This is a genomic window from Streptomyces sp. NPDC004561 (genome assembly GCF_053602155.1).
Genome location: NZ_JBSGDB010000209.1, coordinates 1 through 14,892, shown reverse-complemented (window position 1 = coordinate 14,892; position 14,892 = coordinate 1). Strand labels below are relative to the sequence as shown.

Sequence of the window (14,892 nt, the reverse complement as noted above, 5' to 3'; positions counted from 1 at the left end):
ATACCTCATAGGGTGGCTGTGGAACACCACCCCCACCCTGGACCCGCAAATCGTTGGCAATGGGGGGGGGGGGGCGCGGGCCGGTCTTCCGGCCGGCCGGCGCACCGCGTCGCGTCATGCCGTCGCGCCGGCGGCGTTCATGGCGGCGACGAGGCTCTTGGGACGCATGTCCGTCCACTGCTCGTTGATGTGGTCGAGGCAGGCCTGCCGGTCCTTGGGACCGCGTGCGATCCGCCACCCCGCCGGCACCTCGGCGAAGGCCGGCCACAGGGAGTACTGGCCCTCCTCGTTGATCAGCGCGTAGTAGTTCTGGTCCTTGTCCTCGAACGGATTTGCCATGTCGGTCCTTCTTTCTTTCCGGATGGGTAGGCGCGGTCGCTCACGTGTCCCGTGCTCGGCCGCCCACGGGGGCCCGCGTGCGGGTCCGCCCGCGGGCCGTGGCGCCCTGGGCGCGCCCGTCGGCGCCCGGGGCCGGCCGGCCCGGTGTCGTGCGGGGTCATCCACCGAGCAGCTCCTCGATCTCGTCCAGTTCCTCCTCGGACAGCTCCACCAGCGGCTCGTACTCGGCCGACCGGTCCGCCGCCGGCTCGGACGCCTCGTCGGCGAGGTAGGCCGCGGCCCCGGCGATCGCGGCCACGGTCTTGTGCGCGAACACGTCGCGCGGGGTGAAGGAGAGCCCCGCCTTGCGGGCCCGGGCGACCAGCTGGATGGAGGCGATGGAGTCGCCGCCCAGCTCGAAGAAGCCGTCGTCGATGCCGACCTCGGCGAGCCCGAGGAGTTCGGCGAAGAGCCCGCACAGGACCTCCTCGCGCCGGTCGCGCGGCCGCCGGCCGTCCGCCGTGCCGCCGAACTCGGGGGCCGGCAGGGCCCGGCGGTCGAGCTTGCCGGTGACCGTCACCGGCAGCGCGTCCAGCGCCACGAACGCGGCCGGCACCATGTAGTCGGGCAGCTGCCCGGCCAGATGGGCGCGCAGCGCGTCGGCGCCGACCCGGCCGGCGGCCGGTACGACATAGGCCACCAGCCGTTTGACACCCGGCTGGTCCTCGCGGACCAGGACGGCGGCCTGGGCGATGTCCGGGTGGGCCAGCAGCCGGGCCTCGATCTCGCCGAGCTCGATGCGGAAGCCGCGGATCTTGACCTGCTCGTCGGCGCGGCCGAGGAACTCCAGCCGGCCGTCGGCGGTCCAGCGCACCAGGTCGCCGGTGCGGTACGCCCGGGTGCCGGGCGGGCCGAACGGCGAGGCGACGAACCGCTCCGCGGTCAGCCCGGGCCGCCCGGTGTAGCCGCGGGCCAGCCCCGCGCCCTCGATGTACAGCTCCCCCGACACGCCCGGCGGCACCGGCCGCAGCGCGTCGTCGAGGACGTACACCCGGGTGTTGCTGATCGGCCCGCCGATCAGCGGGGGTTCGCCGGGGCGCAGGGCCTCGGAGCCGGTGGCCCAGATGGTGGACTCGGTGGGCCCGTAGGCGTTGAACATCGCCCGGCCGTCGGCCCAGCGGTCCACCAGCTCCTGCGGCAGCGCCTCGCCCGCCACGACCAGCGAGCTGATGGAGGACACCGTGCCGGGGTCCAGGGCGGCCAGCACCGAGGGGATGAGCGTGGCGTGGGTGACGCCCTCCTGCCGGATCAGCTCGACCAGTTGCTCGCCCGGCAGCCGGGACTCACCCGGCGCGAGGACCAGCCGGGCGCCGGTGAGCAGGGCCATGGACAGCTCGAAGACGATGGCGTCGAAGCCGGGCGAGGCGAACTGGAGCACCACGCTGTCCCCGGTGACCCGCAGCTGCCGCGCCTGGGAGTGCACGAGCGAGGCGATCCCGCGGTGGGTGACCACCACGCCCTTGGGGGTGCCGGTGGAGCCGGAGGTGTAGATGACGTAGGCGGCGTTGCCCGGCCGCGGCCGCAGCCGGGGGCGCGGGGCGAGCGCCGGCGGCGGGGCGTCGGCCAGCAGCCGGACGCCGTCGAAGGGCTCGTCCGCCCAGGCGGTGCCGCTCTCGGTGATCAGGCAGGCGGGCGCGGAGTCGGTGAGGACGTGCCGGATGCGGTCCTTCGGGTAGGCCAGGTCGACCGGTACGAAGGCGCCGCCGGCCTTGAGCACGGCGAGCACCGCCACCACCCAGTCGAGGCCGCGCGGCAGCGCCACCGCGACCCGGCTCTCCGGGCCCACTCCGGCGGCCGCGAACACGTCGGCCCAGCGCTCCGCCTCCGCGTCCAGCCGGGCGTACGACCAGCGCTCGCCCCGGCAGACCAGGGCGACGGCGTCGCCGTCCCGGGCCACCCGCTCCTCGAACAGCTCGGTGAAGGTGCGCTCCGGCAGCGGGACCGCGGTGTCGTTCCACTCGCCGAGCAGCAGCGACCGCTCGGACGCGGACAGCAGGTCGACCCGGCCCGCCGGCCGCGCGGGGTCGTCGGCGAACGCGGCGAGCAGCCGGCCGAGCCGCTCGGCGATCCGCCGGGCCGCCGTCTCCGTCAGCACGTCCGGCCGGTAGCCGATCTCCAGCCGCCAGCACTCCCCGGGAGTGACCGCGAGGCTCAGCGGATAGTGGATGACCGGCGGCTGCTCGTCGCCCTCGTACGGGGTGAGGTCCAGGCCGGCCCCGCGGATCCCGGAGGCGTCGACCGGCGCGTTCTGGAACACGATGGCCGTGTCGAACAGCTCGTTCAGCCCGGTCTGCCGCTGGATGGCGGACAGGTTCAGGAAGTGGTGGGGGGTCAGGGCGGTCTGCTCCCGCTGGATCTGCCGCAGCAGCTCCTCCAGCGGCTGCCCGGGGTCGACCCGGACCCGTACCGGGACGGTGTTGATGAGCAGGCCGACGATCCGTTCCACGCCGGGCAGCTCCGGCGGCCGGCCCGAGACGGTGGCGCCGAAGACCACGTCCCGGCGGCCGGTCCGCGCGGCGAGCAGCAGCCCCCAGGCGCCCTGCACCACGGTGTTCGGGGTCAGTCCCCGGGAGCGGGCGGCCGACTCCAGGGACCGGCTCACCCCGGCCGGCAGGTCGGTGACGATCCGCTGCGGGAGCGCGGTGAGCGTGGCCGGTGCGCCAGGGGCGACCAGGGTCGCCTCGTCCACCCCGGCGAGCGCCTCGCCCCAGGCCGCGAGGGACGCCTCGCGGTCCTGGCCGGACAGCCACTCCAGGTAGTCCCGGAACGGCGCCACGGCGGGCAGCGCGGCGGGGGTCGCGTCCGGGTCGTACGACCCGTAGAGGGCGAGCAGGTCCTCGATGGCCTGGCCCATGGACCAGCCGTCCCAGACGAGGTGGTGACTGGAGAGCACCAGCAGGTGCCGTCCGGCGCCGAGCCGCAGCAGCAGCACCCGCATCAGGGGCGGCACCGCCGGGTCGAAGGGCACCGCGCGGTCCTCGGCGAGCAGCGCGGAGATGCGCTCCCGCTGCTCCTGTCCGGCCAGGCCCGACAGGTCCTGCTCCCGCCAGGGCAGTTCCGTCCGCTCCGGGACCACCTGGAGCGGCTCGCCCGACCTGCGGAGCAGGAAGCCGGCCCGCAGGCCCGCCTGGCGCTCCAGCAGGTCCGCGAACGCCGTCCGCAGCCGGGCCGGGTCCAGCTCGCCGCCGACCAGCAGCGGCATCTGCATGGCGTACGGGTCGGCGTGCCCGGCGTCGTACAGGGCGTGGAAGAGCAGGCCCTCCTGCAGCGGGGTCACCGGCAGGAACTCGGTCACCGGGCCGAAGGCGGCGGTGAGTTCGGCCCGCTCCTCCTCGGGCATCTCGACCAGGGGTCCGCCGGCCGGGACGAACCCGGTGCCGGCCGTGCCGTCGGCCGCCCGGTCGGCGATGCCCGCGACGGTACGGGCGTCGAAGACGTCACGCGGGGTGAACACCACGCCCGCGGCCCGGGCCCGGGTGACGAACTGGATGGAGGTGATGGAGTCGCCGCCCAGCCCGAAGAAGTCGTCGTCGATGCCGATCCGGGTGACGCCGAGCACCTCGGCGAACAGGCCGCACAGCAGCTCCTCGCGCGGGGTGCGCGGAGCCCGGCCGCCCTCCGCGCCGGTGAACTCCGGGGCGGGCAGGGCACGTTTGTCCAGCTTTCCGGTGAGGGTGACCGGCAGGGACGGCAGGGTCACGACCGCGGCGGGCACCATGTACTCGGGCAGCGCGGCCGCCGTGTGCGCCCGCAGCTCCGCCGGGTCCGGGGCCGCGCCGGCCGGGACCACGTAGGCCACCAGCCGTTTGACGCCCGGCTGGTCCTCGCGGACGAGGACGGCGACCTGGGCCACGGCCGGGTGCTCGCGCAGGCGCGTCTCGATCTCGCCGAGCTCGATGCGGAAGCCGCGGATCTTGACCTGCTCGTCGGCCCGGCCGAGGAACTCCAGCCGGCCGTCGGGCGTCCACCGCACCAGGTCGCCGGTGCGGTACATACGGGACCCGGCCGTGCCGAACGGCGAGGCGACGAACCGCTCCGCGGTCAGCCCGGCCCGGTTCACATACCCCCGGCTCACCCCGGCGCCGGCGAGGTACAGCTCACCCGCGGCGCCGGGCGGCACCGGGCGCAGCGCGCCGTCCAGCACATAGGCGTGGGCGTTGTCCACGGGGCGGCCGATGTGGGTGCGGGCCCCGTCGGTGATCCGGCTGAAGGTGGAGTCGACGGTGCACTCGGTGGGGCCGTAGAAGTTGTACGAGGCGACCCCGCTGGCGGCCAGGTCCGCCCACAGCGACTCGTCCACCGCCTCGCCGCCCAGCGAGATCAGCAGCGGGCGGTAGCCGGGGACGTCGAGCAGTCCGGCGGCGAGGAGTTCCCGGGCGTGCAGCGGGGAGACGCTCAGCGAGTCGACGGCGTGCCGGGCGGAGTACGCGATCAGCGCCTGCGCGTCGTGCCGCAGCTCCTCCGTGACCAGGTGGAGCTCGTGTCCGGCGACCATGCGCAGCAGGTCGGCCCAGGAGGCGTCGAAGCCGAACCCGGAGACCAGCGCCACCCGCAGCCGGCGGCCGCCCGCGGCGGCGACGGCGGGCGCCATGTAGCCGCTGTTCTGCGCGTGGAACATGTTCACGATGTTCCGGTGGGTGACGCCCACCCCCTTGGGGACGCCGGTGGAGCCGGAGGTGTGGATGACGTACGCGAGGTGCGTGGGCAGCAGCGGGTGGCCGCGGTCGCTGTCCCGGGGGGCGTGCGCCGGGCCGTCGGCGGGGACGTCCTCGGTGAGCAGCACCCGCCCGGCGGCGGCGGACGGGACCAGCCCGGCGACGGAGGCCGTGGTCAGCACCGCCCTCGGCCGCACGTCGGCCAGCAGGGAGGCGATGCGATCGGCGGGCCAGGCCGGTTCGACCGGGAGATGGCCGCAGCCCGCCTTGAGGATGCCGAGCACCGCCACGACCGCGTCGACGGAGCGCGGCAGCACGACGGCCACCAGGTCGTCGCCGCCCGCGCCGCGCGCGATCAGCTCGTGGGCCAGCCGGTTGGCGCGCGCGTCGAGCTCCGCGAAGGTCAGCCGCTCACCGTCGTGGACCAGGGCGGTCTCGTCGGGGGTGGCCCGCACCTGTGCCTCGAAGAGGTCCGGCAGGGTCACGTCCTCGTGCGGGGCGTCGGTGCCGCTCCAGGCGTCGAGCAGGGCGCGTTCCTCGGCGATCACCAGCTGGACCCGGCCGACGAGCCGCGCCGGGTCGTCGGCGACCGTCTCCAGCAGCAGCCCCAGCCGGTCGGCGTGGTGCTGCGCGACGGACGCGTCGAACACGTCGGTGCGGTAGCTGACCTCGATCCGCAGCCGCTCGCCGGGATAGACGTCCACGCTCAGCGGGAAGTGGGTGAAGCCCTCCGCCTGGCCGTCGAGCGGGACGATCCCCAGCCCGGGGGCGCTCAGCACGCTCGCGTCCCACGGCGCGTTCTGGAACACCGTGGAGGTGTCGAAGAGCTCCCCGAGCCCGGTGGTGCGCCGGATCTCGGACAGGGACGTGTGGTGGTGCGGGGTGAGGCCGGCCTGCTGGTTCTGGATCCGGGTGAGCAGGGCGTGCAGCGGCTCGCCGGGGTCGAGGCGGACGCGGACGGGAACGGTGTTGATGAGCAGGCCGACGATGCTCTCGACGCCGGGGATCTCCGGGGGCCGGCCGGAGACGGTCGAGCCGAAGACCACGTCCTGGCGTCCGGTGTGCGCGGCCAGCAGCAGGGCCCAGGCGCCCTGGACCACCGTGTTGAGGGTGAGGCCGTGGGCGCGGGCGGCCGCCGTCAGCCGGTCGGTCGCCCCGGCGTCCAGGTGCGCGACCGCGCAGGCGGGCGGTGCCGTGGGGGTGGTGGGCGCGCCGGGGGCGACGAGGGTGGGCTCCTCAAGGCCGGCCAGGGTGTCCCGCCAGGCCTGGAGGGCGGTCTCGCGGTCCTGGGCGGAGAGCCAGTCCAGGTAGGCGCGGAACGGCACCACCTCGGGCAGCGCCGCGCCGTCGCCCCGCGCGTACAGGGCGAAGACGTCCGCCATCGCCCGCGACATGGACCAGCCGTCCCACAGGATGTGATGGGCGGTCAGGACGAGCACGTGCTCCTCGCCGGCGAGGCGGACGAGGGTGAGCCGCAGCAGCGGGGGCGCGGCCGGGTCGAAGCGGTGGCGGCGGTCGGCGTCGAGGAGGCGACGCAGCCGGGTCTCCCGTTCGGTGTCGTCGAGGCCGGTCAGGTCGTGCTCGTGCCAGGGGATCGCGGCGGTCTCCGGGACCACCTGCACCGGGCTGCCGCAGGGCCGTACGACGAATGCGGCGCGCAGGTTGGCGTGCCGGCGCAGCAGCCCGGCGAACGCCTCCCGCAGCCGGGCCGGGTCGACGGCCCCGGTCAGCACCAGCGGTACCTGCATCACATACGGGTCCGGGCGGTCCTCGTCCCCGTCGAAGACGGTGTGGAAGAACAGGCCCTCCTGGAGCGGGGTCAGCGGCAGCACCTCGACCGGTCCGGCGAACCGCCGCTCCAGGGCGGCGCGTTCCTCCTCGTCCAGCTCGACCAGGTCGACCGGCGGCGCGGGTACGGCCGGTTCGGCGCCGAGCACGGACGCGCGCTCCGCGAGCGCCGCCACGGTCCGGCCGTCGAACACATCGTGGGGGGTGAGACCCAGACCGGCGTGGCGGGCCCGCGCGGCCAGCCGGATCGAGCCGATGGAGTCGCCGCCCAGCTCGAAGAAGCCGTCGTCGATGCCGACCCGGGGCACGCCGAGCACCTCGGCGAACAGGTCGCACAGCAGTTCCTCGCGCGGGGTGCGCGGGGCCCGGCCGCCCTCCGCGCCGGTGAACTCCGGGGCGGGCAGGGCACGGCGGTCCACCTTGCCGGTGGGCGACAGCGGCAGGGCGTCCAGGACCACGACCGCCGCCGGCACCATGTACTCCGGCAGCCGCCGCCCGAGGTGGGCGCGCAGTGCGCCGGGCTCCGGTGCCTCACCGGCCGGAACCACGTAGGCGACCAGCTGCTTCACGCCCGGCTGGTCCTGGCGGACCACGACCGCGGCCTGGCCGACGCCGGGGTGCTCCCGCAGGCACGCCTCGATCTCGCCCGGCTCGATCCGGAAACCGCGGATCTTCACCTGGTCGTCGGCGCGGCCCACGAACTCCAGTTCGCCGTCGGGCGTCCAGCGCACCAGGTCGCCGGTGCGGTACATACGGGATCCGGGCGGCCCGTACGGGCAGGCCACGAAGCGCTCCGCGGTCAGGTCCGGCCGGTTCAGATAGCTGCGGGCCAGCCCGTCGCCGGAGAGGTACAGCTCGCCCGGCGTACCGGGCGGGACCCGGCGCAGCGCCGCGTCGAGCACGTACGCCCGCATGCCGTCCAGCGGCTCTCCGATCGGCACGGGCACCGGTACCTCGGCGCCCGGCGCGACGGGGTGCGCGGTGGCGAAGGTGGTGGTCTCCGTGGGGCCGTACACGTCGACGACGACCAGCCGCGGGCCCGCCTCGCGCACCCGGCGCACCGCCTCGGCCTGGACGGCCTCGCCGCCGGTCCACACCTCGCGCAGCCCGGCCAGGCAGCCGGGGTCGTCCTGGGCGAAGGAGTGGAACAGCGCGGAGGTCAGGAACATCGCGGTGACCCCGTGCCGGTCCACCAGCTCGCGCACCAGCGCGGGCGTCAGCAGCCCGGGCGGTGCGGGCACCACCGTGCCGCCGTTCAGCAGCGGCACCCACAGCTCGTAGGTGGAGGCGTCGAAGGTCAGCGCCGAGTGCAGCAGCACCCGGGTGTGGCCCTTCCGGAACCGGCTCTCGCGGGCCAGGGCGGTGACATCGCCGTGTGTGACCTCCACGCCCTTGGGGACGCCGGTCGAGCCGGAGGTGAACATCACGTAGGCGGCGCTGTCCGCGGTGGGGCGGAACGGCAGTTCGGCGTCGGTGAGCCGGCCGTCGGGGCGGGCGGCGACACGGGCCAGGAACGCCGGGTCGTCCATCAGCAGCAGCCGGCCCGGCAGATCGCCGGCCTGGCCGGGGGCCGACTCGGCGCAGGCGAGGCGCACGACGGGCGCGGAGTCGGCGAGGATCGCGCGCGTCCGCTCGGTGGGGGCGCTCAGGTCCACCGGGACGAACACGCCGCCCGCCTTGACCACGGCGAGTACGGCGGTCACCCACGCGGCGCCGCGGGGCAGCGCCAGCGCGACCCGCCGCTCGGGTCCGACGCCGGCGGCCAGCAGCTCCCGGGCCAGCTGGTTCGCCCGCGCGTCGAGCCGCGCGTACGTCCAGGACTCGGTGGCGGTCTCCAGGGCGGTCGCCGGACCGGTGCGGTCCGCCTGCCGCTCGAACAGCTCGGTGATGGAGGCGCGGGCGGCGGGGGCGGAGGTGCCGCTCCAGGTGTCGAGGCGGGCGTGCTCGTCGTCCAGGAGCGGGTCGATCCGGCCGACGAGCCGCTCGGGCGCGGTGGCGAACGCGGTGAGCAGCCGGGCGAGGCGGGCGACGAGACGCTCGGCGGCGGGAGCCTCGAACACGTCGGTGCGGTGGCTGAGTTCGCAGCGCATCCGGGTGCCCGGGAACACGGCGAGGCTGAGCGGGTAGTGGGCGAAGCCGCGGGTGGCGGCGTCCTCGGCGGACAGCACGTCCAGGTCCCGGCCGGACAGGAAGCCCGCGTCCCAGAAGGCGTCCGCGTCGGTGTCCTGGGTGAAGTTCTCGAAGGCGACGGTGGTGTCGAAGAGTTCGCCGTGCCCGGTGGCGCGCTGGATGTCGGGCAGGGGGGTGTGGTGGTGCGGGGTGAGGGCGGCCTGCTGGTTCTGGATCCGGGTGAGCAGGGCGTGCAGCGGTTCGCCGGGGTCGAGGCGGACGCGGACGGGGACGGTGTTGATGAGCAGGCCGACGATGTGCCCGACGCCGGGGATCTCCGGGGGGCGGCCGGAGACGGTGGAGCCGAAGACGACGTCCTGGCGTCCGGTGTGCGCGGCCAGCAGCAGCGCCCAGGCGCCCTGGACGACGGTGTTGAGGGTGAGGCCGTGGGCGCGGGCGGCCGCCGTCAGCCGTGCCGTCACCTCGGTGTCCAGCTCGGCGACGGCGCGGGCGGGCAGCGCGGTGGGCAGGGTGGGCGCGCCGGGGGCGACGAGGGTGGGCTCGTCCAGCCCGGCCAGGGCCTCGCCCCAGGCGTGCAGGGCGGCCTCGCGGTCCTGGGCGGAGAGCCAGTCCAGGTAGGCGCGGAACGGCACGACCTCGGGGAGTTCCGCGTCGTCGCCGTCGGTGTAGAGGGTGAACGCCTCGGTCAGGGCGTGGGCCATGGACCAGCCGTCCCACAGGATGTGGTGGCTGGTGAGGACGAGGACGTGCCGGTCGCCGGCGAGGCGGACGAGGGTCAGCCGCAGCAGCGGGGCGGCCGCCGGGTCGAAGCGGCGCCGGCGGTCGGCGTCGAGGATCCGGCGCAGCCGCGTCTGCCGCCCGCTGTCGTCCAGGCCGGTCAGGTCGTGATCGTGCCAGGGGATCGCGGCGGTCTCCGGGACCACCTGCACCGGGCTGCCGGAGCGGCCGGTGACGAAGGCGGCGCGCAGGTTGGCGTGCCGGCGCAGCAGCCCGGTGAACGCCTCCCGCAGCCGGACGGAGTCGACGGCGCCGGTCAGCACCAGCGGCGCCTGCATCACATACGGGTCCGGGCGGCTCTCGTCGTCGCCGTAGACGGTGTGGAAGAACAGGCCCTCCTGGAGCGGGGTCAGCGGCAGCACCTCGACGGCGCCCGCGAACCGCCGCTCCAGGGCGGCGCGTTCCTCCTCGTCCAGGTCGAGCAGCGGCCCGCCGCCGGGGGTGAAGCCGGGGCCGTCCCCGGCGTCGGTCGCGGCCTCGGCGATGCCCGCCACCGTCTCCCGCTCGAAGATGTCGCGGTACTCCACCAGGAGCCCGGCCTGCCGCGCCCGTGAGACGAGTTCGATCGACGTGACCGAGTCGCCGCCCAGCTCGAAGAAGCTGTCCTCGACCGTCACGGTGTCGGTCTGCAGGATCTCGGCGAACAGGACGCGGAGCAGTTCCTCCCGGGCGGTCAGGGTCCGGCCCGCCGCCCCGTCGTCCCGCGCCTCGGCGATGTGCGCGGCTGGCTGGTTCATGTCCTCAATCCCTTTCCCGGTCAACTCGATTGGTCGGTGCGGCGGACCCGGTGCGCGGGTCAGAACAGGACGCGCTGCAGGGGGCCGGTGCCGCCGGGCAGGTCACGGCTGACGATGATCTTGCGCAGCCAGCGGTCGGTGCCGTCGTAGCGCGCCGTGAAGGACTCCCGGGCGTGCACGACGCTGCGGTTGTCCAGCACGAGCAGGGTGCCCGCGGCGGCGATCAGCGGCCGGCGCACCCGCTCCAGCTCGCTGTGCAGGGTGGCCAGCGCGAGCCGGGCGCGCGGGTCGTCGCCCACGCAGCTCATGAAGGGCAGGTCCAGCCGGACGTGGGGGTTGTCCGGGGCGTCGAAGAGCACCGGGACCGGCTCGGGGTGGTCCCGCATCTCGATCGCCCGCCGCAGCGCGGGCGAGTTCGGCGCCCGCAGCTCCAGCTGCCGGATGTGCTCGTCGTCCGGGACGATGTGGAACCGCTCCTCGGACAGCAGCCGGCGGTCCCCGTCGCTGAGCCGGACGTCCCGCACCGCCGACACGTAGGTGGGCACGACGTCGTGGTTGCGGATGCCGAACAGCAGCAGGTAGTCGCAGGAGTCGGGGCGGAACGCGTCGTCGGTGTGGAACATCAGGAAGGCGTCGCTGCCGTGGCCGCTCTCGCGCTGCTCGTCGCCCCGGATCGGGAAGATGTCCTGCACCAGCCGCCCGTACTGGAGCGTCGCCCAGGAGAACGGGTGGCCCAGCGCCGAACCGCACATGGCCAGGTAGAGGTCGGAGTCGACCGTCGACCCGTATCCCTCGGGCCGCTCCCAGTGCTGGGGCGTCGGCCCCACGGTGGCGTCGTCCACCGGGAAGCCGTGCACCTGGCACACGGTCGCGGCGGGATCGTCCCGGAAGTCCTCCAGGAACCGGCGCAGCCCGGCCGGCAGCGCCTCGCGGCAGTCGGCGAACTTGTCGTAGAACTCCGGCTCCACGGGGCTCAGCCCGCTTTCCCGGAATTCGGTCAGGGAGAGCAGCAGATCGTCCGTCTCCGCTCCGCTCAGCGTGTATTCACGGGTGTGCACGGTGTTCCCGGCGGCGTATGCCATGGTTCTTCTCCGAATTCTTCTCTGCGCTGCCCGGACTCAACTCGGAACAAGCCGTCCTTCGAGGGCCGTACCGAAGTCCGACGTCGTGGATCCGGCGATCTCCCCGCCGTCGATGACGAGTTCCTGGCCGGTCAGGAAGTGCGCTTCGGCGGAGGCCAGGTAGTGGAAGGCGGCGGCGATCTCCTCGGGCCGGGCGTGCCGCCCCGCCGGGATGCGGGAGTTCACCTCGGCGAGCATGTCCGGGGTGTACTCGGCGAGCTGCATGGGCGTCAGCACGGCCCCGGGCGACACGCAGGCCACCCGCACCGCCGGGCTCAGCTCCAGGGCGAAGGTGCGGCACAGCGCGGCCACGCCGGCCTTGGTGGCGTTGTAGTCCGCGTAGTGGGGGAAGGCGCGGTGCCCGTTGACCGAGGCCGTGGCCAGCAGCACCCCGGTGCCCCGGCCGACCATGTGCCGGGCGGCCGCCTGCCACAGGGCCAGCACGCCGAGCAGGTTGGTGCCGACCACCTGGCGGGCCTCGGCCTCGGTGATGTCCAGCACGCCGTGCCGGATGCTGATCCCGGCGTTGGCGACCACCACATCCAGCCGGCCGTGCCCGGCGTGCACCCGGTCGACGGCCGCGCGCACCGCGGCCCAGTCCGACACGTCGCACCCGATCCAGCTCACCCGCTCGTTCCCGGCGTCCGCGCGGGGCGGGTTCACGTCCAGGTTGTAGACGAGGTCGCCGCCCGCGGCGAAGCGTTGCGCGGTGGCCTCTCCGATTCCGCTCGACGCGCCTGATATCACGACGACCCGCATGACCGAACCCCATTTCCCGGTGATGTTCCGACGGTTTCGCGTGCTGCTGCCAGAGGACTGCTGCGGTGGATTACCGGAATTTCCCCGATCACCTCGGTGTCTCTCCCGAGACGGCGACCGGGCGGCCGGTGCCCCGGTCGACCGGGACGGCCAGCCGGGCCGCGATCCGCGCGGGGGTGCGGTGGCGGAACACCGTCCGTACGTCGGGCGCCGCCCCGAACACCTCGCCGAACCGGCCCACCAGCCGCAGCGCGGTGAGCGAGTCGCCGCCCGCGGCGAAGAAGTCCGCCCGCGCGTCCAGCCGGCGCAGGCCCAGCACCTCCGCGCACAGCGCCGCGACCAGGTCCGCCACCACCGGCGATGCCTCGTGACCGCCGGCGACGGGGGCCGGCGGGGCGGCCGGCACCTGGGGCGCACCGGCGTCCAGCAGGCCGCCGATCCGCTGGTGCGGGTCGGCCGCGAAGGCCGCGCACAGCTCCTGGAGCCGCCGCAGCGCGTACCGGGCCAGGTGCTCGGGCACCGCCTCGGGCCGGTGGTCCACCGCCAGGAACAGCCGCTCACCGGGGCCCGCCGTCAGCTTCAGCGGGTAGTGGTAGGCGTCCACGCCGGTCAGCGCGGTCAGCCGCGGCCCGGCGGCCGCCGCCGGCTGCCCGGCGAGGTCCGCCGGATAGTTCTCGAACACCGTCGAGGTGTCGTACAGCGGCCCGGCGCCCACGGCCCGCTGGATGCCCGCCGCGCCGAGGTGCGCGTGGGCCGCCAGGTCCGTGCGGTGGTCCTGCAGCGTGCGCAGCAGCGCCGCCAGCCCGTCCTCGTGCGCCGCCCGCACCCGTACCGGCACGGTGGCGATCTGCAGCCCGACCATCTCCTCGACGCCGGGCAGCTCCGGCGGCCGCACCGACACCGTCGAGCCGAACACCACGTCCCGCCGGCCGGTCAGCTCGGCCAGCAGCAGCGCCCAGGCGCCCTGCACCACCGTGCTGACGGTGAGGCCCAGGTCCCGTGCCCGCCCGGTCAGTTCGGCGGTGAGCCGGGCCGGCAGCTCGGCGGTCAGCCGGCGCGGCAGGGTCGGCAGGCCGCCGCTGTCCGCGCCTGGCGCGACCAGCGTGGGCCCGTCCAGCCCGGCCAGCTCCGCCCGCCAGGCGGCCGCCGCGGCTTCCCGGTCCTGGGCCGCCAGCCACAGGTGGTAGCCGCGGGGCGACGGGGCCGGCGGGAGCGCCGCGGCGCCCTCGGCTTCGTGCGCGGGGTCGCCGTCCCGCTCGTACAGCGCGAGCAGGTCCCGCAGCAGCACGGGCAGCGACCAGCCGTCGGCCAGCAGGTGGTGCAGGGTCAGCACCAGCTCGTGGCGGTCCGCCGGATGGCGCAGCAGGGTGCAGCGCAGCAGCGGCGGGCGGGCCGGGTCGAAGCGCCGGGTGCGGTCCGCGGCGAGGAACGCCTCGCGTTCGGCGGCGCCGCGGCCGCGCAGGTCCAGCTCGGCCCACGGCAGGTCCACCGCGCGCGGCACGGGCTGCACCACGTGTCCGGCGGCGGTCAGCGTGAACCCGGCGCGCAGCGCCTGGTGCCGGTCCAGCAGCGCGGCGCAGGCCCGGCGCAGCCGCCCGGCGTCCAGGGCACCGGACAGCTCGGCCACCAGCTGGATGTGGTGGACGTCCGGGGCGGTGCGGTCGTAGCGGGCGTGGAAGAGCAGGCCCTCCTGGAGCGGGGTGGCCGGCAGCACGTCGTCCAGACCGTGCGGTGCGGCGGCCGCGGCCAGCCGGTCCAGGGCCTCCTGGTCCACGGGGGCCGGGGCGACGTCGGACGGCGTGAGCCCGCCGGCGTCGGGGTCGGCGCCGTGCGCGGCCAGGGTGCGCAGGGCCGCCAGCCAGTCCTCGCCCAGGGCGCGTACCGCGTCCTCGGCGAGCAGACCGGCGGGCCAGGTGAGGGAGATACCGAGGCGCGGGCCGTGCGGGGTGTCGTGGGTGTGCGCGGTGATCTCCAGCGCGTGCGCGAACGGCATCCGCGGGTTCACCCCGGGCGGTACGGCCTCCCACTCGGCGGCCGGCTGCCAGGGCTCGGCCACGGCGCCCGGCTCGGGGCTGCGGCCGAGGTAGTTGAAGCCGATCTCGGGACCCGCCAGGCCTTCGAACCGCCGCGCCGTGCCGGGGTTCATCCGGCGCAGCAGCCCATGGCCCAGGCCGTCGCCGGGGATGGCCCGCAGCTGCTCCTTGACCCGCTTGAGCGCCCGCCCCGGATTCCGGGCGGCGTCCCGGCCGGCGTCCAGCCGGACCGGGTGCAGGCAGGTCAGCCAGCCCACCGTGCGCGACAGGCCGGGTCCGTCGCCGGTCCGGCCGTGGTGCTCGACGTCGACCAGCACCTCGGTGCCGCCGGTGCGCCGCCGGCCGGCGACGGCCGTGGCCAGCGCGGTGAGCAGGACGTCCTCGACACCGGCGCGGTAGGCGGCCGGGACCGTGGTGAGCAGGCACAGGCCCGGAACGCCTGCGTACCGGGCCCCAGCAGGCGCACCCTCATCGCCTCACACACATCCGGAACCACGCTTGTTTCCCGCCATTT

At 75.3% G+C, this 14,892-nt stretch carries 6 protein-coding genes; 1 reads left to right on the top strand and 5 read right to left on the bottom strand.

Features of this window, described 5'->3' with window-relative positions; genetic code table 11:
• Nucleotides 1-114: 114 nt before the first annotated feature.
• The 5 genes from ACWEN3_RS25210 to ACWEN3_RS25190 form a co-directional block, all read right to left on the bottom strand.
• Nucleotides 115-339: an MbtH family protein gene (locus ACWEN3_RS25210; protein ID WP_452975137.1), complete on the bottom strand. Its 225-nt coding sequence runs from the start codon at nt 337-339 to the stop codon at nt 115-117.
• A 157-nt stretch (nt 340-496) separates the two neighbouring features.
• Nucleotides 497-10,465, bottom strand: coding sequence for an amino acid adenylation domain-containing protein (locus ACWEN3_RS25205; protein ID WP_452975134.1), 9,969 nt, complete (start codon nt 10,463-10,465; stop codon nt 497-499).
• 59 nt (nt 10,466-10,524) lie between these two features.
• Nucleotides 10,525-11,547, bottom strand: coding sequence for a TauD/TfdA family dioxygenase (locus ACWEN3_RS25200; protein WP_452975132.1), 1,023 nt, complete (start codon nt 11,545-11,547; stop codon nt 10,525-10,527).
• Nucleotides 11,548-11,583: 36 nt separating this feature from the next.
• On the bottom strand, nt 11,584-12,345 hold the full coding sequence (locus tag ACWEN3_RS25195) for an SDR family NAD(P)-dependent oxidoreductase (RefSeq protein WP_452975129.1): 762 nt from the start codon (nt 12,343-12,345) through the stop codon (nt 11,584-11,586).
• Between the two features lie 88 nt (nt 12,346-12,433).
• On the bottom strand, nt 12,434-14,740 hold the full coding sequence (locus tag ACWEN3_RS25190; RefSeq protein ID WP_452975140.1) for a condensation domain-containing protein: 2,307 nt from the start codon (nt 14,738-14,740) through the stop codon (nt 12,434-12,436).
• Between ACWEN3_RS25190 and ACWEN3_RS25185 the strand changes: the two genes are divergently transcribed.
• Nucleotides 14,672-14,892 (top strand): hypothetical protein (locus tag ACWEN3_RS25185; RefSeq protein ID WP_452975126.1); only part of this gene is annotated, 221 nt, incomplete at its 3' end. The genes ACWEN3_RS25190 and ACWEN3_RS25185 overlap by 69 nt on opposite strands.